Here is a 24,677-nt window from a genome sequence, read left to right as displayed (position 1 = left end):
CAACAAAAAACCCGCGAAATCCGCGGGTTTTTTGTTGGCCGGAAAAACAACTCAGGCGCGCTTGTTGCCGGTCAGCTTTTCGTACTTGGTCCAGAGCATGTCCTGGGTTTCGACATGGTTCTCGTCCTTGGGGATGCAATCCACCGGACAGACCTGGACGCACTGCGGTTCGTCGTAGTGACCGACGCACTCGGTGCACTTGTTGGGGTCGATCACATAGATTTCTTCACCCTGCGAAATTGCTTCGTTCGGGCATTCCGGTTCGCAGACATCGCAATTGATGCACTCGTCGGTGATGATCAAAGACATGGTCTTTCTTCCTCTCTCAATAAACTCAGGTTTTCGCCCGCAGGCGCTTTTCTACACAAGGTTGGACAAATTTGCTGACATCGCCGCCCAGGCGCGCGATTTCGCGAACCATGGTGGCGGAGATGAACATGTATTGCTCGCCGGGTGTCAGGAACACCGTTTCGACTTCCGGATAAACGCTGCGGTTCATGCCGGCCATCTGGAACTCGTACTCGAAGTCGGAAATGGCACGCAGACCGCGCACAACAACCTTGGCACCCTGCGCGTGAACAAAGTCCATGAGCAGCGTGTTGAAACCGACAATCTCGACATTGCCGACATCGGCCAGAATCTCGCTGGCCATCGCGACACGGTCAGCCAGCGCAAAGCGCGGCTGTTTCGAGGGGCTTTCGGCGATCGCCAGGATCAGGCGATCGAACAGACCGGCCGCCCGCCGCACGAGGTCCTCGTGGCCGCGGGTGATCGGGTCGAAAGTCCCCGGATAGATCGCTACGCGATGATTGAGTTTGTTCAAACGTCTGCCCGCCGCATCAAGTGAAAATGCACTTCACCCGCCTTGCCGTGGCGCACCGTGCGCCACTCCCCCAAGGCTTCCAATTCATGTTCTGCTTCGACATAGAGCACTGCACCTTCGTTCAAGACACCGGGCAAAAGCGGCTCCAGGCGCGGAATCCAACCCTTGTTATAGGGCGGATCGAGGAAGATCAGATCAAATTTCACTTTCGTCGAGGATAAATATTGTATCGCATCCCCGCGCCGTATCTCTACCGCGCTCGCAGCGCCGATCATTTCGGCATTGGCGTGCAGCGCCGCGAGCACGCGCGGCGCCTGCTCGATCATCACCACTTTTGCCGCGCCGCGGGATGCCGCCTCGAAACCCAGGGCGCCGCTGCCGGCGAAAAGATCGAGACAATGCCAGCCGTCGAGATCCTGCCCCAGCCAGTTGAACAAGGTTTCGCGCACCCGGTCCGGCGTCGGGCGCAAGCCTTCGCTGTCGGGGAACTTGAGGACACGACGGCGCCACTGGCCGCCGATGATGCGTACAGAGTTCATTCGCCGGCCACCGTCACGGTCATCAGATCGACCGGTTTGACATGGCGGAAAAACGCCTGTTTTACCTGGTCGACCGTTACCGCCTGCACTTTTGCCTGATATTGCTCGAGATAATCGAGCGGCAGGCCGTAAAAGCCGAGCGCCGCGACGTTGTCGAGCAGTTTCTTGTTGCTGTCCAGACGCAGCGGGAAGCTGCCGCTCAGGTTGGCCTTGGCCGCCGCCAGCTCCTCTTCGCTCGGACCGACCTTGAGGAAGCCTTCGAGCACGTCGCGCGCCAGCCGGCTTGCCGCACGCGCCTGCGAGCCTTTGGTCTGCAGGCCGATCTGGAAGGGGCCGGCCTGGCGCAGCGGCGAAAAATAGCTGTACACGCTGTAGGCGTAGCCGCGTTTTTCGCGCACTTCCTGCATCAGGCGCGACACGAAGCCGCCGCCACCCAGGGTGTAATTGCCGACCAGCAAGGGAAAGTAGTCGGGATTGCCGCGTTCGACCGCAGGCAGACCGATATAGACATGCGCCTGGCTGGCCGGGTGCGCGATCTTGGTGACGCTGCCGCGCACCTTCTGCGGCGGCGCCGGCAAGACGGCGGCCTCACCCTGCGGCAGACCGGCCGCCAGCAACTCGGCAATTTCCTCCGCCTCGGCCCGCGACAGGTCGCCGACCAGGGTGATCGTCGCATTCGCGGCGTTGTAATAACGCGCATGGAAAGCGATCAGATCCTCACGGCTCAGCGTCGCCACCGACTCCGGCGTCGCCTGGCGACCATAGGGATGCTTCGGATACATGGCCGCCCAGAAGGCCTTGCCGGCAATCGCATCCGGCCGCGTCGCCGCATCCTTCAGGCTGGCGATGGTGCGCGCCTGCTCGCGTGCCACGATGGCGGCGTCGAAGCGCGGCGCCTGCAGGACGGCACGCAGGACGTCGAGCGCCTCACCGCGCTTGTCCAGTGCCGACAAGGTGCGCAGGGAGATGCTGGCACGATCGGTATCGGCGCCGCCGGCAAGCGTGGCGCCGAGGTCGGCAAGCTGTTCGGCAATCTCGCTCTCGTCGCGACTGCCCGCCCCGAGATCGAGCGCCGCCCGGGTCAGCGCGGCCAGCCCCGACTTGCCGGCCGGGTCGAACATCGAGCCGGCGGCGAAATCAACCTGCACATCGAGCATCGGCAACACCCGGCTGGCGACGAAATAGACACGCGCCCCGGCGGGCGTCACCCAATGCTCGATGGCCACGCCGGCCTCGGCAAGCTGCATGGCAAAAAATGCCAGCGCAGCGGTCAACAGTTTTTTCAGGCTCATTTTGCGCAATTCAGTGACGGGTGGCGAAGGCGGACCGGCGCGGCTTGCTGTCTAGCGGCTGCGGGTCGAGGCTGCCGACGGTCAGCCGGTCGTCGGTGAAATACTTGCGGGCAGCAGCCTGCACCTCGGCCGCCGTAACCTTCTGCAACTTGTCGAGCATGCGCTCGATCTGGCGATAGGAAATGCCCGCCGACTCGGTCTGGCCGATTTCCATCGCCTGGCCGAACATCGAATCGAGCTTGTACACCTGGCTGGCCACCAGTTGCGCCCGCGCCCGCTTCAGTTCGGCCTCGCTGATGCCTTCTTTCTGCACGCGCGCGATCTCGGCCCGGATGGCGGCTTCGAGATCAGCCACCGTATGGCCTTCGGACGGCGTGCCGGAAAAATAGAACATGCCCGGACCGCGCGCCGTGGCTTCGTATTCGATGCCGATCTCGAGCGCGACCTTGTCTTCGCGCACCAGCTTCTTGTTGAAGCGCGCCGCATCGTGGCCATCGAGCACGGAAGCCAGCATTTCCAGCGCGTAAGGCTCGCTTTCCTTCTCGACATCGCGCAGCACCGGCGCCTTGTAGCCCATGATCAGGACCGGCAGTTCGGCCGGCGCCTTGACCGTGATCCGCCGTTCGCCCTCCTGCTGCGGTTCGATCTGCGACTTGCGGCGCGGCAGATCGCGCCCTTCGAGGCGGCCGTAATACTGTTCGGCAAGTGCAAACACCTCGGCATGCTCGACATCGCCGGAGATCACCACGTAGGCGTTGTTGGGCACATACCAGGTGTCGTACCAGGCCTTGGCGTCGGCCGCCGTCATCTGCTCGAGATCGCTCATCCAGCCGATCACCGGCCGGCGATAGGGATGCGCCTGGAAGGCGACGGCATTCATCTGCTCGAAGAGCTTGGCTTCCGGCGCATCATCGGTGCGCATGCGGCGCTCTTCCATGACCACCTTGATTTCCTGCGCGAACTCTTTGGCGTCGACATTGAGGTGACGCATGCGGTCGGCTTCGAGCTGCATCACGTCGGCCAGCTTTTCCTTCGGCACCTGCTGGAAATAGGCCGTGTAGTCGCGGCTGGTGAAGGCATTGTCCTTGCCGCCGGCGGCGGCGACCCGCTTGTTGAACTCGCCCGGCCCGACGCTGGGCGTGCCCTTGAACATCATGTGCTCAAGCACGTGCGCAACGCCCGATGCGCCATCCACCTCGTCGATGCTGCCCACCCGGTACCAGACCATTTGCACCGCGGTCGGCGCCCGGTGGTCTTCCTTGACGATGATGCGCAGGCCGTTTTGCAGCGTCGTCTCGAAGGGGTTGGCGTGTGCAGCGGTCAACAGCCACGGCGCCAGCAAAAAGGGGAGAAGTTGTTGCATACGCATGGGATTGCGGGGCTTTCTGTGAGGTCTTTCTGCTAAAATCGGACGCTGATTCCGCATCGATCGGACGGCATCTTAACGGCTTGCCGCCCGCCTGTCAGCAAGGCTTGAGACCACTTCCCCCATGTTCAGTTTCCTGAAAAAATCCGCTCCCGAAACCAAGGCCGACGCACAGGCCCCGGCGGAAGCCGCCCCTTCCTGGCGCGAACGCCTGTTCAAGGGCCTGGCCAAGACACGGGCCCAGCTGGGGGGCAAGCTCAAATCCATCTTCGCCCGCGGCAAGGTCGACGACGAACTCCTCGAAGAACTCGAAACCCTGCTCCTGACCAGCGACTGCGGCGTCGAAGCAACGCAGCACCTGCTCGACGAACTGAAAAAAGCCGCCAAGCGCGACAAGCTGGACACCCCTGACGCCATCCAGCAGGCCCTCGCCAACGCCCTGCTCGCCACGCTGCAGCCGCTCGAGCAGCCGCTCGACGTCGGCACGCACAAGCCCTTCGTGATCATGATCGCGGGCGTCAATGGCGCCGGCAAGACGACCTCGATCGGCAAACTCGCCAAATACTTCCAGAACCGGGGCAAGAGCGTGCTGCTCGCCGCCGGCGACACCTTCCGCGCCGCCGCGCGTGAGCAACTTGAAACCTGGGGCGAACGCAACAACGTCACGGTCATCGCCCAGGACAACGGCGACCCGGCCGCCGTCGTCTTCGACGCCATCTCGGCGGCCAAGGCGCGCGGCATCGATGTCGTGCTCGCCGACACCGCCGGCCGCCTGCCGACCCAGCTGCACCTGATGGAAGAAATCGCCAAGGTGCGCCGCGTCATCCAGAAGGTCGAACCGAGCGGCCCGCACGAAACCCTGCTCGTGCTCGACGCCAACATCGGCCAGAACGCACTGCAGCAGGTCAAGGCCTTCGACAAGGCGATCAACGTCACCGGCCTCGTCCTGACCAAGCTCGACGGCTCGGCCAAGGGCGGCGTGGTCGCCGCCATCGCCCGCCAGTGCCCGAAGCCGATCCGCTTCATCGGCGTCGGCGAACAGATCGACGACCTGCGCCCCTTCTCGGCCAGGGATTTTGTCGAGGCGCTGTTTGAGTAGGATCGAGCTGCCAGGATAGAGGATCGAGTAAGCTTTTAGCTCACCCCCTAACATCTAATAGCTAACAACTAAAAAATGATTCTCGCCAGCAATCTTTCCAAGCGTTACCCCGGCGGCCACGAGGCGCTGCGCGAAGTCAGCTTCGAAATTTCGGCCGGCCAGATGACGCTGATCACCGGCCACTCCGGTGCCGGCAAGACAACGCTGGTCAAGCTGCTGGCGTCGGTCGAACGCCCGACCTCGGGCAGCCTGGTGGTCAATGGCCAGAATCTGTCGGCCCTGCGCCGCAGCGCCATTCCCTACCTGCGGCGCAACTTCGGCCTGGTCTTCCAGGACCAGAAGCTGCTGTTTGACCGCAGCGCCCTCGACAACGTGCTGCTGCCGCTGCAGATCGTCGGCCTGCCGCATCGCGAAGCGGTCCGCCGTGCCCGCGCCGCGCTCGACAAGGTCGGCCTGCTCGCCCGCGAAAAGGCGATGCCGATTGCCCTTTCCGGCGGTGAACAACAGCGCCTGGCAATCGCCCGCGCCGTGGTCAATCGCCCGACCATCCTGCTTGCCGACGAGCCGACCGGCAATCTCGATGCCGAATCGGCCCGCGCCATCCTCGAAATTTTCTCCGCCTTCCACCAGGTCGGCGTCACCGTCGTCGTCGCCACCCACGATCAAAGCTGGGTCGAGCGCTACCATCCGAACGTGCTGCGCCTCGATCACGGGAGGGTCGTCGCATGAACGCCTGGCTCTCCCAGCACAAGGCTGCTCTCGCCTCGGCCCTGCGCCGCCTCTGGTCGACACCGCTCAACACGCTGCTTTCGCTGCTCGTCATCGGCATCGCACTGACCCTGCCCGGCTTCGGCTACGTCCTGCTCGACAACCTGCGCGACCTCGGCCGCAACGCCTCCGGCGTGCAGCAGATCAGCCTGTTCATGCAGATCGATGCGAGCAAGAAGGATGTCGATGAAATTTCCACCCGCCTGCGCCAGGCCCCGAACAGCACCTGGCGTTTCGTGCCCAAGGAAGAAGCCCTCAAGCGCATGCAGACCAGCGAAGGCATGGCCGACATCGTCGCCAGCCTGCCGCGCAATCCGCTGCCCGACGCCTTCATCATCGAGCCGGCCAATACCGAACCGGAAAAGCTGGAAATCCTGCGCCGCGAAATCACCAGCTGGCCCAAGGTTGCCCATGTCCAGCTCGACTCGGCCTGGGTCAAGCGTTTCGACGCCTTCCTCAAGCTCGGCAAGCTGGCGCTGTGGATGCTCGCCGGCATCTTCGGCGCCGGTCTGGTTGCCGTCACCTTCAACACCATCCGCCTGCAGGTCATGGCACAGGCCGCCGAAATCGAGGTCGCCCGCATGATCGGTGCCACCGATGCCTTCATCCGCCGCCCCTTCTACTACTTCGGCGCCCTGCAGGGCGCGCTCGGCGGCCTGCTTGCCGCGCTGCTGGTGATCGGCGCGCTGCGCCTGCTGGCCGGTCCGGTCGGCGATCTGGCCGGCCTCTACGGCGCGAGCTTCAGCCTGCGTGCGCCAGGATTTGCCGCGATTGGCGTGTTGACCGGTGCCGGTGCCTTCCTCGGCTGGCTCGGCGCGCAGCTCTCGGTCAGCCTGTCGCTCAGGAAGTTTGACTAAGCCGGTTGCAGCCCGTGGCGGCTTCAGCCGCCGCGACTTTCTCTGCACCCTGGGTGCCGGCGCCCTCGCCGGCTGCGCCCCGGCCGGCAAACCGGCGCTGCCGCCAGGCGAAACCTTTGGCATGTCGCAAGCCCTCGGCCACCGCCTGCTCGGCGGCAACTTTCCCGCCCCCGATGCAATCCGCCATACCGGCGTGCTGATCGTCGGCGGCGGCATCTCCGGCCTGTCTGCCGCCAGACAACTGGCGCGCGCAGCGGTCGACGACTTCCTGGTGCTCGAAATGGAAAGCGAAGCCGGCGGCAATTCGCGCGCCGGCCACAGTCCGCTCGTCGCCTATCCCTGGGGCGCCCACTACCTGCCGCTGCCCGGCCCCGAGGCCCGCGACTTGCGCGAACTGCTCGCCGAACTCGGCGTCCTGCAAGGCGACCCGGGCGCCGCCAAACCGGTCTACGACGAGCGCTACCTATGCGCCACGCCGCAGGAGCGCATCTACCGCAACGGCCTGTGGCAGGAAGGCCTGCTGCCGCAACGCGGCCTGGCAGCTGACGAACGCGAACAGCAGCAGCGCTTTCACGCGCACATGCAGGAGCTCAAGCAGGCGCGCGGCAAGGATGGCCGGCGCCGCTTTGCGCTGCCCATGGCCTTGTCCAGCCGCGACCCCGACTGGCTCGCCCTCGACCGCATACCGTTCAGCCAGTGGCTGAACGCCAACGGTTACACCGCCCCCAGCCTGCATTGGCTGGCCAACTACGCCTGCCGCGACGATTACGGCAGCGACTACCGGCAAACCTCGGCCTGGGCCGGCCTGCATTACTTTGCCTGCCGCAACGGCGAAGCGACCAACGCCGCCCCCGACGCCGTGCTCACTGCGCCCGAAGGCAATGCCTGGCTAGCGCGCGGCCTGGCAGCCAGCGCGGGCGAACGCATCCGCAGCAACAGCCTGGTCTGGCGCATCACGGAAGACAAGCACGGCCTGACGGTCGACGTGCTGGAAAACGATAAAAGCATCCGCTATCAGGCACGCCAACTGATCTGGGCGGCACCGGCCTTCATCCTGCCGCGCGTCTGGCCGGACATGCCGGGCGAGCTGAAAGCAGCGGCGCAGACCGGCGAATACTCGCCCTGGCTGACTGCCAACCTGCACCTCGCTGACTTCCCGGAGGAGCGCCACGGCGCGCCGCTGGCCTGGGACAACGTGCTCCACGACAGCCCCGGCCTCGGCTATATCGTCGCCACCCACCAGTTGATCCGCCGCCAGCAGCGCGGCACGGTATTCACGTATTACCGCGCCCTGCATGACATGGCACCGGCCGCCGGGCGCCGCCTGCTGCTCGAAACGCCACGCGAAACCTGGGCCGAAGGCATCCTCGCCGAACTCGAACGGGTACACCCCGACATCCGCCGCCAGACCACCCGCCTCGACATCTTCCGCAACGGCCACGCCATGCGCCGCCCGACACCGGGCAGCCTGTTCGGCGGTCAACGCGAAAAACTGGCCGGTTTTCGCAGCCCGCGCATCGCACTGGCGCACGCCGACCTGTCGGGTTTTTCACTATTCGAGGAAGCGATGGATCGTGGCATCATGGCTGCGGAACGAATCATGAAGTCGGCAGGTCTCACCAACTGATCCTCGGTGCTGAGCAGAACACAGAGGCTCGCCCCGGTAGAGACGGCGCGAACTTTCACGTCGCAGACACCGCCCCAGGCACATCGAACGCTTCCCGGAGCACCATGGACCTACAACAAAAGCCGCTGTTCGCTCATCCCGGCGCGGAAGGGAACCTCGAGGAACCCGCCTTGTTCGCCAGGACAATTGCCAACCATCTGCCGGGGCTGGTGGCCTACTGGACGAAGGACTTGCGCTGTGCCTTCGCCAATGAACAATATTTTGCCTGGTTTGGCCGAACGTCCGAGCAGATGCTCGGCCTGCCCATGCAGGAACTGCTCGGCAAGAACCTGTTCCAGGACAACCACGCTCACATCCAGGCGGCCCTGCGCGGCGAGGACCAGCAATTCGAGCGCCAGTTGATCAAGACGGATGGTCAAGTCAGGCATACCTGGACCCAGTACATCGCCCACAAGGTAGCCGGCGAAGTGGCCGGCTTTGTCGTCCTGGTAACCGACATCACCAGCATCAAGCAAACCCAGGCCGAACTCCGCATCAGCAATATCGCCCTGCAAGCCATTTCGCAAGGCGTCATCATCACCGGGCCGAATCAGGAAATCATTACGGCCAACGCAGCATTTCTGTCGATCACCGGGTATGCACTCCATGAAGTCCTCGGGAAAAACTGCCGCTTGCTGCAAGGTGCACTGAGCGATCCGCAGACGGTCGGGGCAATCCGCGAAGCCTTGCGCAAGGAGAGCAACTTTTCCGGGGAATTGCTCAATTACCGGAAAAGCGGCGAGCCTTTCTGGAACGAGCTGAACATCTCGCCAATCCACGATGGCGCCGGGCAGCTGACCCACTTCATCGGCATCACCCGTGACATCACCGAGCGCAAGCGCATGGCTGCGACACAGGCAGCAGCGCTGAGCCGCCTTGAAAACATTGCCGACCGGGCCCCCGGTGTCGTCTATGAATACCGTTTGCGGCCCGATGGCAGCGCCTGCTTTCCGTTCGCCAGCGACGCCATCCGCCAGGTCTACCGGGTCAGCCCGGAAGAGGTGCGTGACGATGCAAGCGCGGTTTTCGCCATATTGCACCCGGAAGACCTTGCTGACGTCGAGGCCTCCATCTTGCAATCAGCCAGAACTCTCGAGCCCTGGCGCAAGGAGTATCGGGTCCGCTTCAATGACGGCACGGTACGCTGGCTGTTCGGCAACGCCCTGCCGCACCGTGAGGCCGACGGCTCGACACTCTGGCATGGATTCATTACCGATATCAGCGGGCAGAAACAGGCCGAGGAAGAACTGCGCATCGCCGCCATTGCCTTTGCCTCGCAAAGCGGAATGGTCATTACCGACGCCGCCGGCGTCATTCTGCGAGTCAATCCGGCCTTTACCCGCCTGACTGGCTACACGGCAGAGGAAGCCATCGGCCAGACCCCGGCCCTGCTCAACTCCGGCCGGCAGGACAAGCTCTTTTACCAGCGGATGTGGCAGTCGCTGCAGGAAAAAGGCTACTGGCAGGGCGAAATCTGGAACAAGCGCAAAAACGGCCAGATCTACGCCGAGTTGCTGACCATTACCGCGGTCATCACGCCTGACCGCGGCATCACCCACTTTGTCGGGAATTTTTCCGACATCACCGAAGACAAGGAGGCCGAGGCCGAAATTCATCGCCTGGCCTATTACGACTCCCTGACCCGCCTGCCCAATCGCCGCCTGCTGCTCGATCGCCTCGGCCAGGCGATCATTGCCGCGGCCCGCAGCGACCAGTACGGCGTGATATTTTTCATCGACCTGGACAACTTCAAGGCGCTCAACGACACCCGCGGCCATGATGTCGGCGACCTGCTGCTGGTCGAGGTCGCCCGTCGCCTGTCCGCTGCCGTCCGTGCCAGCGACACCGTGGCGCGCCAGGGCGGTGACGAATTCGTGGTCCTGATGGAGAACATGGGCAGCAATCCGGAGGAAGCTGCCCGCCTGGCCAACACGCTAGGTGAAAAACTGCGCCTTGCCATTGACCAGCCCTTCATCCTCAAAGGCTACGAACACCATTGCCGGGTGAGCATCGGCGTCAGCATGTTTCACCAGCAGGACACGGTCGAGAACCTCTTCAAGCAGGCCGATCTGGCGCTCTATCAGGCCAAGAACGCCGGGCGCAACACCCTGCGCTTCTTCGACCCGGCCATGCAGGCAGCACTGGACCGGCGCAGTGCCCTCGAGGCCGATCTGCGGCTGGCTCTCAAAAATGGCGAGCTGCTGCTGCATTACCAACCGCAACTCGATGCCGGACGGCGTGTCATCGGGGCCGAAGCGCTGGTGCGCTGGCAGCATCCGACACGCGGACTGATCGCGCCGGGTGACTTCATTCCACTGGCTGAAGATACCGGCCTGATCCTGCCGCTCGGGCAATGGGTCCTGGAAACCGCTTGCGCCCAGCTCAAAATCTGGGAAAACGCCCCAAGCACCCGCAAGCTGCAACTGGCCGTCAATGTCAGCGCCCGCCAGTTCCGTCAGTCGGACTTCGTTGCCCTGGTCAGAAACACGCTGCTGGCCAGTGCAGCCAATCCAGCCCGCCTCAAGCTCGAGCTGACGGAAAGCCTGGTGCTCGAGGATGTCCGCGACAGTATCGAAAAGATGCACGCCATCAAGCGGCTGGGCGTCAAGTTCTCGCTGGACGATTTCGGCACCGGCCATTCATCCCTTTCCTATCTCGGACAGTTGCCGCTCGATCAGCTCAAGATCGACCAATCCTTCGTGCGCAACCTGCCGGGCCGCAAAAACGACGAAACCATTGCGCGCACGATCATCACCATGGGCCTGGGTCTCGACATGGACGTAATCGCCGAGGGCGTCGAGAATGAAGAGCAGCTGGCGTTTCTCGATTTCCATGGCTGTCATGCCTTCCAGGGCTATCTGTTCAGCCGGCCATTACCGGCAGAACAATTTGCAGAATATCTGGACAAGACCTGACCCCGGGGCAATTGCGCAAAATCGGGCGGGGTTGCACTCCCGCCCCAAAACTTCCTGCCGCCTCAGCGATACAGCAAGAAAGCTTTCCGGGTATTTTCCCAGGCCTTTTCGTCGCAGCAGGTCGCCGCATCAAGCTGCTCCGGCCCGGCGGATGGATCATCCACCCACTCGCGCAGCAGCGGCGAGCCGTTGATCAGGTCGATCGCCAGACGGTCATGCTCGTATTCGTAGGCAAAATCGCGCCACAGCGGGTAATCGGGACAAAGCCGGCGGATCGCCTTGAAGGCGAGCGCCTGCAGGCGCCAGGGGCGGAAGGCGGCGTGCTCGTAGCGGGCGTCCTCGACATGGATCTGGATGCCGTTGCACAGCTTGCCGGCGTGCTTGTGGAAGGTCGGCTCGAACCAGATCTCGCGCAGCATGCAGCCGGCCAGCCAGTGCGGCGCGAAGGCGCGCATTTCGGCGAGCACGGCGCGGGCATTGATGTCCGGCGCGCCGAACAGTTCGAGCGGGCGCGTCGTGCCACGCCCTTCCGAGAGCGTCGCGCCTTCGAGCATGACGGTGCCGGCATAGGCGCGCGCCATCCACAGGTTGGGCGCATTCGGGCTGGGGTTGATCCAGGTCCGCTCGCCGAGCGGCCAGCCGTAACCGGGTGCCGCTTCCAGCTGCCAGCCCTGCATTGCGATGACTTGGTAATCGACGTCGAGCTTGAGCTGGTCGATGAACCACAGGCCGAGTTCGCCCATGGTCAGGCCGTGCCGCATCGGCATCGGGCCGGCACCGACGAAGCTTTCCCAGCCGGCGCGCAGGCTCAGGCCCTCGACCGGGCGACCAGCCGGGTTCGGGCGATCAAGGACCCAGACCGTCTTGCCATGTTTGGCGGCGGCTTCGAGCACGTAGCGCAGCGTGGTGATGAAGGTGTAGATGCGGCAGCCGAGATCCTGCAGGTCGACCAGCAGCACGTCGAAGCTGTCCAGCATCGCGTCGGTCGGCCGGCGCACCTCGCCGTACAGGCTGAACACCGGGATGCCGAGCTGCGGGTCGAGGAAGTCGGGCGACTCGACCATGTTGTCCTGCTTGTCGCCACGCAAGCCGTGCTGCGGGCCGAAAGCAGCGCTCAAGGTGATGTCGGGCAGCGCGGCCAGAGCGTCGAGCGAGTGTGTCAGGTCGGCAGTCACCGAAGCCGGATGCGCGAGCAGCGCGACACGGCGGCCGGCGAGCGGCCGGCGCAGTTCCGGCTCGGCGAGCAGGCGGTCGATACCGAAGAGGATGGGAGCAGTCATGATCAAGAGGCTTTCAGGGTCAGCGTAAAGCTCTGCCGCAAATGAAAATCGGGTTGCGCGGCGGCATGCGCCAGCGCCCAGTAAGTCTTGCTGCCATCGGCCGCTTCGAGCACAGCCGTCAGGCCGACCTGCAGCGCCGCACCGCCCGGCAACAGGGCAGCCGGAATCAACACGCGCAGTTCGACCGCCGCATCCGCTTGCACCAGACTGATCTGCGGCGCTACCGAAATGGCTGAATCGATACGCTCGCGGTAGCCGGCAAAGTCATAAACCGCCCATTCGCCGGAGGGCGAGAAATTGAATTCGCGGTATTTTTCGGCGTCGACCGCTACGAACAACTCGCAGCAGGTGTGTTGCCACAAGCCGTCGGCAAAGGCGGGCGGCCGTGGTGCCGGCAGGCGCAGCGCAGCTGGTGCCGCACCCAGGCGATAGCACAGCGCCAAATCCCCATGGGCATCAAGGTTCGCCGCTACTTCGACAGCAAAAACGCCGGCACACGGACTGGCCGGATGGCAGAGCAGGGAATGAGTATTCTGGGCAGACAAGGCGTGGGTTTCGGGCGAAGAAATGGCGCAGGCCGTACTTTACCCGCAGTCTTCGCGCCGGGCAGCGGTCGACCCGGCAAAAAGGCACAAAATGCCCGCGCCGGCCTTGGTCCGACCTGGCTTTTGGGGTAATTTACCGCCTTTGCCGAATCGCATCAGGGAGAGAAAAATATGACGCCGCTGCGGATCAATCTCGAACAAGAAGAGATCCCCACCCACTGGTACAACGTTGTTGCCGACATGCCCAACCCGCCGGCGCCGCCGCTCGGGCCGGACGGCAAGCCGGTGCCGCCGGAAGCGATGGCCGCCATCTTCCCTGACCCCATCCTCGAACAGGAAATGAGCGCCGAACGCTGGATTCCGATTCCCGAGGAAGTGCGCCAGATCTACGCGCAATGGCGCCCGGCGCCGCTCTGCCGCGCCCTTGGTCTGGAACGCGCCCTCGGCACGCCGGCCAAAATTTTCTTCAAGTACGAAGGCGTTTCGCCAGCCGGTTCGCACAAGCCGAACTCCGCCGTGCCGCAGGCCTATTTCAACAAGCTGGCCGGCACCAAGAAGCTGACTACCGAAACCGGCGCCGGCCAGTGGGGTTCGTCCATCGCCTACGCCGGCCAGATGTTCGGTCTGCCGGTGCGCGTCTTCATGGTCAATGTCAGCTACCAGCAGAAGCCCTTCCGTCGCTCGATGATGCAGACCTGGGGTGCCGAGGTTTTCGCCAGCCCGACCAACCTGACCAACGCCGGCCGCGCCGCACTCGCCGCCGATCCGAACAACCAGGGCTCGCTCGGCCTGGCCATCTCGGAAGCGGTCGAGGAAGCTGCCGCCGATCCCGGCACCTGCTACACGCTGGGTTCGGTACTCAACCATGTGCTGCTGCACCAGACGGTGATCGGCCTCGAAGCCAAGAAGCAGTTCGACAAGATCGGCCTCTACCCGGACGTGATCTTCGGGCCCTGCGGTGGCGGCTCCAGCTTTGGCGGCATCGCCTTCCCCTTCCTCGCCGACAAGGCGGCCGGCGACAAGCGCGCCACCAACCTGCGCTGTGTCGCCGTCGAGCCGACTTCCTGCCCGACGCTGACCAAGGGCCACTACGCCTACGACTACGGCGACGTCTCCGGTTACACGCCGATCATGAAGATGTACACGCTCGGTCACGACTTCATGCCGCCCGGCATCCATGCCGGCGGCCTGCGCTATCACGGCGATTCGCCGCTGGTCTCGCAACTGCTGCATGAAGGCAAGCTCGAAGCCATCGCCGTGCCGCAGGTCGCCACCTTCGAAGCCGGCGTCCAGTTCGCGCGCGCCGAAGGCATCATCCCGGCGCCGGAATCCTGCCACGCGATCCGCGCCGCAATCGACGAAGCCCTGCGCTGCAAGGCGACCGGCGAGGCCAAGACCATCCTCTTCTGCCTGACCGGCCACGGCCACTTCGACATGGCGTCCTACGACAAGTACTTCTCCGGCCAGCTCGAGGATTACTCCTACCCGGAAGCCGCCATCACCGAGTCGCTCAAGCACTTGCCCCAGGTCGGTTAAGCCGTGAAAGCCCTCGTCTTCCTGCTCGTTCTCGCCAACCTGCTGTTCTACGCCTTCAGCAGCGGCTACTTCGGTCACTCCGACAACCCGGACGCAGCCCGCGTCGACCAGCAGGTCGCGCCCGACAAGATGCACCTGGTCTCGCGCGGCGAAGCACCGCCGGTCAAAGCAGCCGAAGCACCGGCCGCCCCGGCGCCGGAACCGGAAGCCAAGCCGGAACCGGTGATCGAGAAGACCTGCCTGCGCTGGGACAACCTGGCGCCGGCCGCCGCCGATCGCCTGAGCACACTGATCGGCGAGAAATTCACCGCCTTCAAGAGCAGCAAGAAAACCATCGCCGGCGAAGGCAATGGCTGGTGGGTCTTCATTCCGCCCCTGCCGAGCAAGGCGGATGCGGAAAAGAAGGCCGGCGAACTGCGCCAGCTGGGTGTCGAGGACTATTTCATCATCCAGGAAAGCGGCCCCAGCCAGTACGGCATCTCGCTCGGCGTCTTCTCGGCGGAAAAAGGCGCCCAGGAAAGGTTGACCGAGTTGAAGGGCAAGGGCGTCAGATCGGCCCGCACGGGGCCGCGCCCGGGCAAGGACAGCAGTGTCCGCGTCGAAGCCAGCGGCCCGCTCGCCGAACGCGACGCCCTGATTGCGGCCAGCAAGATCAAGCCGCCGCCCGAGGACTGCAAGTGAGCGACTTCATCGTCGGCCTGACCGGCGGCATCGGCAGCGGCAAGAGCACGGTAAGCGATCTCTTTGTCGCCGCCGGGGCAGCGCTGGTCGACACCGACGCCATCGCGCACGAACTGACCGGACCGGGCGGCGCCGCAATGCCGCTGCTGCTCGCCGCCTTCGACCCGACCGTGGCGGATGCCAGCGGCGCGCTCGACCGCAATGCGATGCGCCAGCTGATCTTTTCCGACACCACGGCGCGCAAGCAGCTGGAAGACATCCTGCATCCGCTGATCCGCCAGATCTCGACCGAGCGCTGCGCAGCGGCCAGCACGCCCTACGTGATTCTCGCCGTGCCGCTGCTGGTTGAAAGCAACAGCTATCGCGAACGCTGCCAGCGCATTGTCGTTGTCGATTGCCCGGAAAGCCTGCAGGTACACCGGGTGATGAGCCGCAATGGCCTGAGCGAAGCCGAGGTCACCGCGATCATGGCCGCCCAGGCAACGCGGGTTGAACGCCTGCGCGTGGCGGACGACGTGGTGCACAACGACGCCGACCTGATCAACCTGCAGCAACAGGTTTCCCGCCTGCACGCAAAGTATCTACGACTATCGGCAGAAATAGCTAAAGCAAACTGTTGAGATTTGCCTGCAAATAGCTCAGAATTAGGACAATTTTCCATCTTCGGACCCAAGGTCGCGTGATTACTTACGAATATCCTTTCAACGAGCGCATCCGCACCCTGCTGCGCCTTGAGGATCTGTTCGAAAAAACCGCCCATTTCGCTCAGGCCGATGGCCAGCTGGAGCACCACACAGCCCTCGTCACCCTGTTCGAAATTCTTGAAGTGGCCGGCCGCGCCGACCTCAAGATGGACCTGATCCAGGAACTCGAACGCCAGCGCCAGACGCTGCTCGCCTACCGCAACAACCCCGACATTTCCGAAGAAGCGCTGTCCGGCGCCCTCTACGAAATCGAACAGTCTTCCGCCGCCCTGCTCAGCATGACCGGCAAGATCGGCCAGTACCTGCGTGAAAACGACTGGCTGATGGGCATCAAGAGCCGCGCCGTGATTCCCGGTGGCGTCTGCGAATTCGATCTGCCGTCCTATCACTGGTGGCTGCACCGCAGCCCGGATGCCCGCCGCGAATCACTCGACGGCTGGACCAAGCCGCTGCTGCCACTGCGCGACGCCGCCGCCATCGTGCTGCGCCTGCTGCGTTCGAGCGGCAGCCCGAAACAGCACGCCGCCGTGCATGGCCAGTTCCAGCTCAACCTCGGCGGCTCGGCCGCGCAGATGGTGCGCGTCACGCTCGAGTCGGAAGAACAGGCCATCCCCGAAGTCAGCGCCAACAAGTATTTCCTGAACATCCGCTTCACCAAGCCGCCGACCGGGGAAATCAAGGCCAAAGGCTGCGACCGCGACGTCAGCTTCAAACTCACCTTCTGCAATCTCTGATGACAGCACGCAAAGTCCGCTGCCCGCAATGCGGCCAGGATGCGCTGTGGGCCCCGGAAAACCCGTGGCGCCCGTTCTGCTCCGAGCGCTGCAAGCAGATTGATCTCGGCGCCTGGGCCAGCGAAAGCTACCGGATTCCGGTTGCGGTCGATCCCGAAGATCCGGCGCTGACCGTTCCCGACGACGACCGCGGCTGACCGGGTCGCCCCCGGCAATTACCAGCCGCGCAGCATGGCGATGCCATGCGCCCCATGTGCCTGCGCTTCGCCCAGCATGGCCTTTTGCATCCCGCCCAGCGCAAAGACCGGAATCGTATTGCCGGCCAGCTGACGGGCGAATTCATCCCAGCCCAGCCCGCTCGCCTCCGGATGCGTCTGCGTCGGCAAAACCGGGCCGAACAGCGCGTAATCGAGCTCCAGCTCGCCGGCCCGGCGGATTTCCGCAGCCGTGTGGCAGGAAGCCCCGACCCAGGTGAAATCGGGGCGCGTCGTACAGGCGGCCAGACTCGTCGCCGACAAATGCACACCGTCCGCCCCGACCATGCGGGCGATTTCCTCGCTATCGTTGATGACGACCAGCGCGCCATGCTCATGCGCCAGACGTACGACGCTTTCGGCGAACCACAGGCGCTGCGCCGCCGGCCAGCCCTTGTCACGCACCTGGATCAGGCGCAAGCCGCCAGCCAGGGCTTCTTCGAGGCGCTCGAGCTGACGCTCGACACCTTCGACTTCGCCCTGCGTGATCGCCATGCTGGTCGGCAAGGCCAGGCCCTTCAGGATCGGACCATTGGCCGGCAGGATGGGCGCGACATGCGGCGTTTTGCCCATTTCCAGCCAGTCGACCGCTGAGTGCTCCAGCGGCGCGGTAATGCCGATCTCACCGGTCCACGCCGTGACACGCCAGAATTCCAGGCGCACCGTTGCATGCGGATAGGTGAATTCGCGCGTCAGCCAGGGCGAACATTCGGTCACCGTGATGCCGAGTTCTTCGTGCAATTCGCGGATCAGCGCCTGACGATAATTTTCACCCGGCTCGACCTTGCCGCCGGGAAACTCCCAGTAGCCTGCATAGACCTTGCCTTCGGGGCGTTGCGCCAGCAGGAACTCGCGCCCGTCGGCACGCAACATGACGGCGGCCGCAACCTGGACGATCTTGCTCATCGCGCAGCCGTCCCCGCCTGCTGGCCGGCGAGATCGCGCGCGAACTGCCAGGCGACGCGACCGGAACGCGAGCCGCGACCGAGCGCCCAGTTCAGTGCATCGCGCTCGCAGGCGGCAATCACCGTCTCGCTGACGCCGAACTCGCGCAGCCAGTGATAGACGATGGCCAGGTAATCGTCCTGGCTGAACGGGTAAAACGAAATCCACAGGCCGAAGCGCTCGGACAGCGAGATCTTCTCCTCGGTCGCCTCGCCGGGATGAATTTCCTCATTGACGCGCGTCGTCTCCAGGTTCTCGGAGAAATACTCCGGCAACAGGTGACGCCGGTTCGAGGTCGCGTAGATCAGCACATTGTCGGGCGGCGCCGCGATCGAGCCGTCGAGCACCGTCTTCAGCGCCTTGTAGGCGGTTTCGCCGGCCTCGAAGGAGAGGTCGTCGCAGAAAATGATGAATTTTTCCGGTCGACCGTCCAGCACATCGACAATATCGAGCAGATCGACCAGATCGTCCTTGTCCACCTCGATCAGGCGCAGGCCCTGGGCGCTGAACTCGTTGAGCACCGCCTTGACCAGCGACGACTTGCCGCAACCGCGGGCGCCGGTCAGCAGGACGTTGTTGGCGCCGCGGCCGGCGACGAACTGCTGCGTGTTGAGCGTGATGCGCGCCTTCTGGTCGTCGACGTTCTCGAGATCGGCGAGACGGATCGGGTGCGGATGCGGCACCGGCTGCAGCCAGCCGCGCCCGTCGCGCTTGCGCCAGCGGAAGGCGACGGCGGCATTCCAGTCGGGCAGCGGCGAAAGCGGCGGCAGGGTCGCCTCGAAACGGGCAAGGACGGCTTCGGCCCGGGCAAGCAGGCGTTCAAGCGGAGGAGTGTTGGGCATGATCGTTTTATACTTCGCGGCGAATTGCGAACTCTAACGAAAGCCATGCCAAAACTCCAAGCTGCATTTCTCTCCCTGACCGTACTCGCGGCCGCCCTGCTCGCCGGCTGCAGCAGCATTCCGTTCAGTGAAGCACCAGCCGCCTGCGCGCCCTGCGCCGCCTGCCCGAGCTGCCCGCCCGCCGTCGCCACATCGGCACCCGCCCCGGCGCCAACCGCCCCCACCGCTTTCTCGCGCAGCCTGCAAGCGGGCACCTGGAACGAGCTGCCGGGCTGGGCCGAGGACGACCACGCTGCCGCCTGGCCCGCCTTCCTGCAATCCTGCCGCGGCATGGCGAGCAAGCCGCACGGCCCGGCCTGGAAGCGCGTCTGCGACCTGGCCAAAGCCGCCGGCCCCAGCCTGAGCAGCAAGGACGCCCGCCAGTTCTTCGAAAACCACCTGCGCCCCTACGCCATCCTCGCCGCCGACGCGAACCCGAATGGCCTGGTCACCGGCTATTACGAGCCGTTGCTGCGCGGCAGCCGGCAGGCGACGCGCGGCTTCGAGCAGCCGGTGCGCGGCGTGCCGGACGATCTGCTGACCATCGACCTCTCCGCCGTCTTCCCCGAACTCAAGGACAAGCGCGTGCGTGGCCGCCTCGAAGGCAACAAGGTCGTGCCCTACTGGTCGCGCGCCGAAATCACCGCGCGTGGCGACCGTCTGCCCGGCCGCACCCTGCTCTACGTTGACGATGCGGTCGAGCTCTTCTTCCTGCAGGTCCAGGGTTCCGGCCGCGTCCAGCTCCAGGACGGCAGCCAGGTCCGCCTCAACTACGCCGACCAGAACGGCCACCCCTACCAGTCGATCGGCAGGGTATTGGTCGAGCGTGGCGAACTGAAGCTTGAAGAAGCCTCGATGCAGGGCATCCAGAACTGGGCGCGCGCCAATCCGGCCCGCCTCAACGACCTGCTCAACAGCAACCCGAGCTACGTCTTCTTCCGTGAAGTGCCGAACAGCAAGGACGGCCCGGTCGGCGCCCTCGGCGTACCACTCACGCCCGAGCGCAGCATCGCCATCGACCCGCGCTCGGTGCCACTCGGCACGCCGGCCTTCCTCGCCACCACCCGCCCCAATTCGGCGCAGCCGCTGAACCGCCTGGTGATGGCGCAGGACACCGGCGGGGCGATCAAGGGCGCCGTACGCGCCGACTTTTTCTGGGGCTTCGGCAAGGAAGCGGGCGAACAGGCCGGACGCATGAAACAGTCCGGACGCATCTGGTTGCTGCTGCCGCCCGAGGCTGCACTCAAATAAGGCAAGCGCGCACCAATCGATTGCACATTAGTTAAAAAACGCACCATGTCGGTGCTTATTTCATCAAGCACGGAAAAATAACGCACTGATTTGAAAAGGAAAGCACGCACTGGAATGGTGCTTGCTTTCCTCCCCCGGTCTTTTGAATCGGGGGTTTCATGGAAGCGTATCAATCCAGCAGCAACGTGCTGTTCATCCTGCTCGGCGCCATCATGGTGCTGGCCATGCACGCCGGCTTTGCCTTTCTCGAAGTCGGCACCGTCCGCAAGAAAAACCAGGTCAATGCCCTGGTCAAGATCCTGACCGACTTCGGCATCTCGACCATCGCCTATTTCTTCATCGGCTACGGCATCGCCTACGGCACGCATTTCTTCACCGGCGTCGAAACGCTGATGGAAAAGAACGGCTTCGAACTGACCAAGTTCTTCTTCCTGCTCACCTTCGCCGCCGCCATCCCGGCCATCATCTCGGGCGGCATCGCCGAGCGCGCCAAGTTCCACCCGCAACTGGCCGCCACCTTCCTGCTCGTCGGCTTCGTTTATCCGTTCTTTGAAGGCATCGCCTGGAACCAGGCCTTCGGCATCCAGGCCTGGCTGAAAGCGACCTTCGGTGAAGAGTTCCACGACTTTGCCGGCTCTGTTGTCGTGCATGCCATGGGCGGCTGGATCGCCCTGCCCGCCGTGCTCCTGCTCGGGCCACGCTACGGCCGCTACAGCAAGGATGGCCGCATCTCCGCCCACCCGCCGTCATCGATTCCCTTCCTGGCGCTCGGCGCCTGGATCCTGACCGTCGGCTGGTTCGGCTTCAACGTCATGAGTGCGCAGACGCTCGACAAGATCTCCGGCCTGGTCGCCCTCAACTCGCTGATGGCCATGGTCGGCGGCACGCTGGTCGCCATGGTGCTCGGCAAGAACGACCCCGGCTTCGTACACAACGGCCCGCTCGCCGGCCTGGTTGCAGTATGTGCCGGCTCCGACATCATGCACCCGATCGGTGCCCTGGCCGTCGGCGGCATTGCCGGCGCCCTGTTCGTGATCATGTTCACGCTGACCCAGAACCGCTGGAAGATCGACGACGTGCTCGGCGTCTGGCCGCTGCACGGCCTGTGCGGCGCCTGGGGCGGCATCGCCGCCGGCATCTTCGGCAGCAAGGCCCTCGGCGGCGCCGGCGGCATCGCCTTCATGCCACAACTGATCATGACCGCGATGGCCATCTGCGTCGCCCTGATCGGCGGCACACTGGTGTACGGCACCCTGAAGCGCCTGTTCGGCATCCGCCTCGACCAGGAAGAAGAATACGACGGCGCCGACCTCAGCATCCACAAGATCACGGCAACGCCGGAGCGCGAACCGAACTGGTAAAGCGCTGGTTGGAAATAATGTCTGTCAGGCGCGTGTAAAGCCTGTCGGACTGTCGATGTAAGAGAGGCCCGGCGATTGCCGGGCCTCTCTTTTTCAACTTCAGCTATTCGGCCAATAGCTGCCGGCAGCCGGTGTCTAGGAGAATGACGGCAATCGGTTGGATTTCTGCCTTTTGACCTCGTGATATAGGAATCGAATACAACGCCAGAGAACTTGATCGAATGTCCCATCGCCCCATCAAGCTGGTATCCCGTCAGGGTATTTGAGGCGCAGCTTCTTGTTTCGCAATCGGTACGAATACCCCCGCATTTTTGCAGGCCTGAAGAAAACCATTCTTCAGAAAATTTTCATTGGCATAGGGCGATTGCTCCGCGTGGCGCTTCACGACTTGCAGGTATTTGTCAGGTGTTTGTCCTTCCGCCCCTGCAAATTTATCGTGCCAACGCCATTCAGTAAAAACCTCTTCCAGCCAGGCCTTACCGTCTCCACTCAATAGCTTTCCCCGGTACCGCTCTTCGATGCCATAAACATCTTTCCAGGTCTCGATCTGTTCGACCAGAGCGGCTGGACCGAACGTGAGTTTGATCTCTGTAGGCGTCAGTTTTTCGATATTCGCGTGATCGAACGTCACCTGCACATCTATGGCGTAGGGTGCTGTTGCGAACGGGTAGAAAATCTTGCGGCGGACTGCTCCTCCAGCGCTAGGTTTCTTCTCATGCGCCGGATCTTTGCTGGTCTTGTAACTGCTGTTGCAGTGGTGGCAGGCGGGAACAAGATTTCTGAAGTTGATGGAATTGAAAGGATAGAGTGCTTTTGGCAGGTAATGGTCGTAGGCTTCGCGCGGGGTGTGATTCTCACCCAGTAAATAGCTGATTCCGCAGAACGGACATTTGCCCGATTTGTTGACGGACGAGAAGGCGCGATAGTGGTCGTCGATGTTTCCTATTTTTGCCCTTAGTGCGGCCAAATCGAGCAAGGAACGCGGCGAATAGAGCTCTTTGAAAAATAACTTAAGCTTTTCTGTCAGATCTTTGTGGGCGGCAGGAATGTCTGCATAGCAAGTGAGTGGCGTTGCAGGATCGTTGGCGCAGATCTTTTCAATATCGTTATTTCCCAAGTACCACTGCTTGAACTGGTCTATCTCCTGCGGCGGCAGAGATGAAAACAACTGATAAATCGCTTTGACGTCCTTGTAAAACGCTTTTCCCCGTTCTGGCGCGTGCTTTGAAAAACCAAACTCTGACATGACCTCTTGCAGGTCTGGCTCGCCGATGAAAAGGTCCGTGTGGAATTCCTGCCCAATCGGCGCCTTGCTCCACACCTCAAAGAAGATGAAATCGATGAACTTCTGCATCTTCTCCATTTGGTGCGGCACATAGGTGTAGGGAAACAGCATCAGCCTTGCTCCGCTCGGCCTTTTCTCTCCTGGCGGTCGAGAATGGCATTGATCAACAGGACCTTTTCCACCGAGTCGCCCAGTTCGCGCTGAATTTCGGCGATCAGTTCTTCTTCGTTCTCGCCGCCATGTTCAAAGCGAGCGCGCAAGGCCTCCAGCAAGGCTTGCGCGTGCCCGCCGATGGTTTCCCGTTTGCCGAAGGTGCTCATGGTGATCTTGTTGATCGAGGCACCCAGAGTGTTGTACTCGGGCTTGCTGATGCTGACCGCGCCGCTGGTCTTGTCCTTCTTGAAGATCAGCACCTTGTCCGGCTTGCTGTCCGAGATCAGGAACGGCGTGTGGGTGGTGATCAGCATTTCCTGCCCGACATCGCCATTGCCCGGCAGGCACTGGCGCAACTGACTGATGAAGTTGGCCCGCCAGTCCGGGTTGAAATGGGTTTCCGGCTCGTCGAGCAGGAACAGGCTGTTGGTGTTGCGGAACAACAGGCACAACCCTAGGCTGTGCAGTAATTGATGTTCGCCATCCGAGAGTTCCTTGAGCATCATCGGTTCGCTGGCGCCTTGCTTCGTGAACTTGACGAACTTGAAGCGCATGATGCGCTGATCGGAGGCCAGGGTTGGAACCGTTTCGCTGACGTAATGGCTGTTGGAGCGATAAATGTCGGTCTTGAGTTCTTCGCTGACCGCATAGAGGTTCAGTGTCAGCAATACCTGAAAGGCCTGGAACAGGGACAGCGCCGAGTCATCGAAATTGTTGCGAAATGCCGCCCTGGTGGCGTTATTGACCCAATAGTCGAAGATCAGTGAATCGGTTTCCTCATCTCTGTAGCTCAAGGTCGCGCAGCGCTTGAGCTTTTCTATGATCGAGGTGCGTTCGTCGCTTTCCAGGCGCTGCGTCAGATGGACGATGTAGCCGCCGCTTTCTGGGTTTAAGGAAATCGCTGGGTTGTCGGCGAAGCGGCTGTCTTGCGACTCATTTGGCAAGACATAGTCGCCGGAAGTCAATTGCGCCGCCTGCTTGGCCGTTACTTCAATGCTGCGCCGGATGATGATGCGGAATTCCTTCAGCGTCTCGACGCCGACATCTTCACGGAAAGGCTGCAAGCTCGCTTCGTCCTGGAACAACAGGTTGCAGAGCAGGATGGCCTGGCTGAAACCGTTGTCGAGATAGGCCAGGCGCGTTTCCGGGTGGCCAGGATAAGGCAGTTGCTGTGCAAGTGCCTGCCAGTATTCGTCGTACTGCACAAAGCGCATTTTGAAGAAAGGCAGGCTGAGGATTTCGTTTTCGCCCGATGAATAGCCCAGCACATACTCGGGCAAGAGAATGTCGGCGTGCCCGCCCTTGAAGGCTTCATTCGGGTCGGCACTGAAATCTGCCTGGTTATCCCAGCGAAAGCGTACGGACTCGCCGGGGTTTCTCCAGACACTAACCCTGGCCCACGCCGGGCCATCCTGGCGTCGATATTGCGCCGGCACCCGGATCAGATAATCCATCTCAAAAGCCGTGGGCGAGGAATCCTGGTTTTCACCCTGCAGGGCTTCGGGCAGAAAGCTGCGGCGTACGCGCAGCACTTCGAGCTGATAGAAGATCGCCGCCAGGGCTTCGAGTAGATTGGATTTGCCGCTGCCATTGGGGCCGGCGCAGACGAAAGGGGAAAAGTCGGCGGGCCGGGCCAGTTCATCCTGTAGCGTCCATTCATTGCGGAAGTGGTGCTCAAAGCCACAGGGCAGGCTGCGAAAGCCCACTGGGTCTGTGATTTTAATCCTCAGCAGCTTCATTGG

Annotated in this window: 23 protein-coding genes; 12 read left to right on the top strand and 11 right to left on the bottom strand. The window is 63.0% G+C overall.

The window, feature by feature from the left end; genetic code table 11:
• Positions 1-51 precede the first annotated feature (51 nt).
• The 5 genes from KI612_RS02700 to KI612_RS02680 are packed head-to-tail and all read right to left on the bottom strand — an operon-like array spanning position 52 to position 4,017.
• Positions 52-309: a YfhL family 4Fe-4S dicluster ferredoxin gene (locus tag KI612_RS02700; protein WP_226442300.1), complete on the bottom strand. Its 258-nt coding sequence runs from the start codon at positions 307-309 to the stop codon at positions 52-54.
• 25 nt (positions 310-334) lie between these two features.
• On the bottom strand, positions 335-823 hold the full coding sequence (gene coaD, locus KI612_RS02695; protein ID WP_226442299.1) for a pantetheine-phosphate adenylyltransferase: 489 nt from the start codon (positions 821-823) through the stop codon (positions 335-337).
• The gene (rsmD, locus tag KI612_RS02690; protein WP_226442298.1) at positions 820-1,362 is read right to left on the bottom strand and encodes a 16S rRNA (guanine(966)-N(2))-methyltransferase RsmD; all 543 of its coding nucleotides are present in this window, start codon (positions 1,360-1,362) and stop codon (positions 820-822) included. The genes coaD and rsmD overlap by 4 nt, the downstream gene beginning before the upstream one ends.
• Positions 1,359-2,654, bottom strand: coding sequence for a M16 family metallopeptidase (locus KI612_RS02685; RefSeq protein WP_226442297.1), 1,296 nt, complete (start codon positions 2,652-2,654; stop codon positions 1,359-1,361). Before KI612_RS02685 ends, rsmD begins: the two co-directional genes overlap by 4 nt.
• A gap of 10 nt (positions 2,655-2,664) precedes the next feature.
• Positions 2,665-4,017, bottom strand: coding sequence for a M16 family metallopeptidase (locus KI612_RS02680; RefSeq protein WP_226442296.1), 1,353 nt, complete (start codon positions 4,015-4,017; stop codon positions 2,665-2,667).
• 127 nt (positions 4,018-4,144) lie between these two features.
• Here KI612_RS02680 and ftsY point away from each other — a divergent pair, with 127 nt between their 5' ends.
• From ftsY to KI612_RS02655, 5 genes are all read left to right on the top strand, one after another.
• Complete coding sequence (gene ftsY, locus KI612_RS02675; RefSeq protein ID WP_226442295.1) at positions 4,145-5,119, top strand: signal recognition particle-docking protein FtsY; 975 nt, start codon at positions 4,145-4,147, stop codon at positions 5,117-5,119.
• Between the two features lie 75 nt (positions 5,120-5,194).
• Positions 5,195-5,848 (top strand): cell division ATP-binding protein FtsE, encoded by a 654-nt coding sequence (locus KI612_RS02670; protein WP_226442294.1) that lies wholly within the window; start codon positions 5,195-5,197, stop codon positions 5,846-5,848.
• Positions 5,845-6,744: a permease-like cell division protein FtsX gene (ftsX, locus tag KI612_RS02665; protein WP_226442293.1), complete on the top strand. Its 900-nt coding sequence runs from the start codon at positions 5,845-5,847 to the stop codon at positions 6,742-6,744. Before KI612_RS02670 ends, ftsX begins: the two co-directional genes overlap by 4 nt.
• Positions 6,737-8,371, top strand: coding sequence for an FAD-dependent oxidoreductase (locus tag KI612_RS02660; protein WP_226442292.1), 1,635 nt, complete (start codon positions 6,737-6,739; stop codon positions 8,369-8,371). Before ftsX ends, KI612_RS02660 begins: the two co-directional genes overlap by 8 nt.
• Positions 8,372-8,475: 104 nt before the next feature.
• A complete protein-coding gene (locus KI612_RS02655; RefSeq protein ID WP_226442291.1) occupies positions 8,476-11,325 on the top strand; it encodes an EAL domain-containing protein in 2,850 nt (949 codons plus the stop codon).
• 62 nt (positions 11,326-11,387) lie between these two features.
• Here KI612_RS02655 and KI612_RS02650 read toward each other — a convergent pair whose 3' ends face one another.
• A complete protein-coding gene (locus KI612_RS02650) occupies positions 11,388-12,605 on the bottom strand; it encodes an exo-beta-N-acetylmuramidase NamZ family protein (protein WP_226442290.1) in 1,218 nt (405 codons plus the stop codon).
• Between the two features lie 2 nt (positions 12,606-12,607).
• Positions 12,608-13,150, bottom strand: a complete 543-nt coding sequence (locus KI612_RS02645; RefSeq protein ID WP_226442289.1) for a DOMON-like domain-containing protein — start codon at positions 13,148-13,150, stop codon at positions 12,608-12,610.
• Between the two features lie 171 nt (positions 13,151-13,321).
• On the opposite strand from KI612_RS02645, the gene KI612_RS02640 reads away from it, so the two are divergent.
• Genes KI612_RS02640 through KI612_RS02620 form a run of 5 tightly spaced genes read left to right on the top strand, consistent with a single transcriptional unit; the run spans position 13,322 to position 17,002 of the window.
• A complete protein-coding gene (locus tag KI612_RS02640) occupies positions 13,322-14,686 on the top strand; it encodes a TrpB-like pyridoxal phosphate-dependent enzyme (protein ID WP_226442288.1) in 1,365 nt (454 codons plus the stop codon).
• Between the two features lie 3 nt (positions 14,687-14,689).
• Positions 14,690-15,367 (top strand): SPOR domain-containing protein, encoded by a 678-nt coding sequence (locus KI612_RS02635; RefSeq protein WP_226442287.1) that lies wholly within the window; start codon positions 14,690-14,692, stop codon positions 15,365-15,367.
• On the top strand, positions 15,364-15,987 hold the full coding sequence (gene coaE / locus KI612_RS02630) for a dephospho-CoA kinase (protein WP_226442286.1): 624 nt from the start codon (positions 15,364-15,366) through the stop codon (positions 15,985-15,987). Before KI612_RS02635 ends, coaE begins: the two co-directional genes overlap by 4 nt.
• Positions 15,988-16,046: 59 nt before the next feature.
• Positions 16,047-16,805: a cell division protein ZapD gene (zapD, locus tag KI612_RS02625; protein ID WP_226442285.1), complete on the top strand. Its 759-nt coding sequence runs from the start codon at positions 16,047-16,049 to the stop codon at positions 16,803-16,805.
• Positions 16,805-17,002 (top strand): DNA gyrase inhibitor YacG, encoded by a 198-nt coding sequence (locus KI612_RS02620; RefSeq protein ID WP_226442284.1) that lies wholly within the window; start codon positions 16,805-16,807, stop codon positions 17,000-17,002. Before zapD ends, KI612_RS02620 begins: the two co-directional genes overlap by 1 nt.
• A gap of 18 nt (positions 17,003-17,020) precedes the next feature.
• Here KI612_RS02620 and KI612_RS02615 read toward each other — a convergent pair whose 3' ends face one another.
• The gene (locus tag KI612_RS02615) at positions 17,021-17,965 is read right to left on the bottom strand and encodes a Nudix family hydrolase (protein ID WP_226442283.1); all 945 of its coding nucleotides are present in this window, start codon (positions 17,963-17,965) and stop codon (positions 17,021-17,023) included.
• Entirely contained in the window at positions 17,962-18,846 is an 885-nt protein-coding gene (locus KI612_RS02610) for an ATP-binding protein (protein WP_226442282.1), read from the bottom strand. Before KI612_RS02610 ends, KI612_RS02615 begins: the two co-directional genes overlap by 4 nt.
• A gap of 45 nt (positions 18,847-18,891) precedes the next feature.
• Between KI612_RS02610 and mltA the strand changes: the two genes are divergently transcribed.
• The gene (mltA, locus tag KI612_RS02605) at positions 18,892-20,136 is read left to right on the top strand and encodes a murein transglycosylase A (protein ID WP_226442281.1); all 1,245 of its coding nucleotides are present in this window, start codon (positions 18,892-18,894) and stop codon (positions 20,134-20,136) included.
• Between the two features lie 158 nt (positions 20,137-20,294).
• Entirely contained in the window at positions 20,295-21,497 is a 1,203-nt protein-coding gene (locus tag KI612_RS02600) for an ammonium transporter (protein ID WP_226442280.1), read from the top strand.
• Between the two features lie 253 nt (positions 21,498-21,750).
• Here the strand turns inward: KI612_RS02600 and KI612_RS02595 are convergent, their stop codons facing one another.
• Positions 21,751-22,893 carry an HNH endonuclease gene (locus KI612_RS02595; RefSeq protein WP_226442279.1) on the bottom strand — a complete coding sequence of 381 codons (1,143 nt, stop codon included), beginning with the start codon at positions 22,891-22,893 and terminating at the stop codon, positions 21,751-21,753.
• On the bottom strand, positions 22,893-24,674 hold the full coding sequence (locus KI612_RS02590) for a restriction system-associated AAA family ATPase (RefSeq protein ID WP_226442278.1): 1,782 nt from the start codon (positions 24,672-24,674) through the stop codon (positions 22,893-22,895). Before KI612_RS02590 ends, KI612_RS02595 begins: the two co-directional genes overlap by 1 nt.
• Between the last annotated feature and the right edge of the window lie 3 nt (positions 24,675-24,677).

Source organism: Quatrionicoccus australiensis, from assembly GCF_020510525.1.
GTDB lineage: Bacteria > Pseudomonadota > Gammaproteobacteria > Burkholderiales > Rhodocyclaceae > Azonexus > Azonexus australiensis_B.
The sequence above is the reverse complement of the archived record's forward strand: the minus strand, read 5'-3'. Positions and strand labels throughout refer to the sequence as shown.

Excerpts from the sequence above, each read along its gene's own strand:
- KI612_RS02610 (WP_226442282.1), bottom strand. The coding sequence starts at position 18,846 with ATGCCCAACACTCCTCCGCTTGAACGCCTGCTTGCCCGGGCCGAAGCC.
- KI612_RS02595 (WP_226442279.1), bottom strand. The coding sequence starts at position 22,893 with ATGCTGTTTCCCTACACCTATGTGCCGCACCAAATGGAGAAGATGCAG.
- KI612_RS02680 (WP_226442296.1), bottom strand. The coding sequence starts at position 4,017 with ATGCAACAACTTCTCCCCTTTTTGCTGGCGCCGTGGCTGTTGACCGCT.
- KI612_RS02700 (WP_226442300.1), bottom strand. The coding sequence starts at position 309 with ATGTCTTTGATCATCACCGACGAGTGCATCAATTGCGATGTCTGCGAA.
- KI612_RS02650 (WP_226442290.1), bottom strand. The coding sequence starts at position 12,605 with ATGACTGCTCCCATCCTCTTCGGTATCGACCGCCTGCTCGCCGAGCCG.
- KI612_RS02640 (WP_226442288.1), top strand. The coding sequence starts at position 13,322 with ATGACGCCGCTGCGGATCAATCTCGAACAAGAAGAGATCCCCACCCAC.
- ftsX (WP_226442293.1), top strand. The coding sequence starts at position 5,845 with ATGAACGCCTGGCTCTCCCAGCACAAGGCTGCTCTCGCCTCGGCCCTG.
- KI612_RS02590 (WP_226442278.1), bottom strand. The coding sequence starts at position 24,674 with ATGAAGCTGCTGAGGATTAAAATCACAGACCCAGTGGGCTTTCGCAGC.
- mltA (WP_226442281.1), top strand. The coding sequence starts at position 18,892 with ATGCCAAAACTCCAAGCTGCATTTCTCTCCCTGACCGTACTCGCGGCC.
- KI612_RS02685 (WP_226442297.1), bottom strand. The coding sequence starts at position 2,654 with ATGAGCCTGAAAAAACTGTTGACCGCTGCGCTGGCATTTTTTGCCATG.
- KI612_RS02670 (WP_226442294.1), top strand. The coding sequence starts at position 5,195 with ATGATTCTCGCCAGCAATCTTTCCAAGCGTTACCCCGGCGGCCACGAG.
- rsmD (WP_226442298.1), bottom strand. The coding sequence starts at position 1,362 with ATGAACTCTGTACGCATCATCGGCGGCCAGTGGCGCCGTCGTGTCCTC.
- KI612_RS02620 (WP_226442284.1), top strand. The coding sequence starts at position 16,805 with ATGACAGCACGCAAAGTCCGCTGCCCGCAATGCGGCCAGGATGCGCTG.
- KI612_RS02600 (WP_226442280.1), top strand. The coding sequence starts at position 20,295 with ATGGAAGCGTATCAATCCAGCAGCAACGTGCTGTTCATCCTGCTCGGC.
- ftsY (WP_226442295.1), top strand. The coding sequence starts at position 4,145 with ATGTTCAGTTTCCTGAAAAAATCCGCTCCCGAAACCAAGGCCGACGCA.
- KI612_RS02615 (WP_226442283.1), bottom strand. The coding sequence starts at position 17,965 with ATGAGCAAGATCGTCCAGGTTGCGGCCGCCGTCATGTTGCGTGCCGAC.
- KI612_RS02655 (WP_226442291.1), top strand. The coding sequence starts at position 8,476 with ATGGACCTACAACAAAAGCCGCTGTTCGCTCATCCCGGCGCGGAAGGG.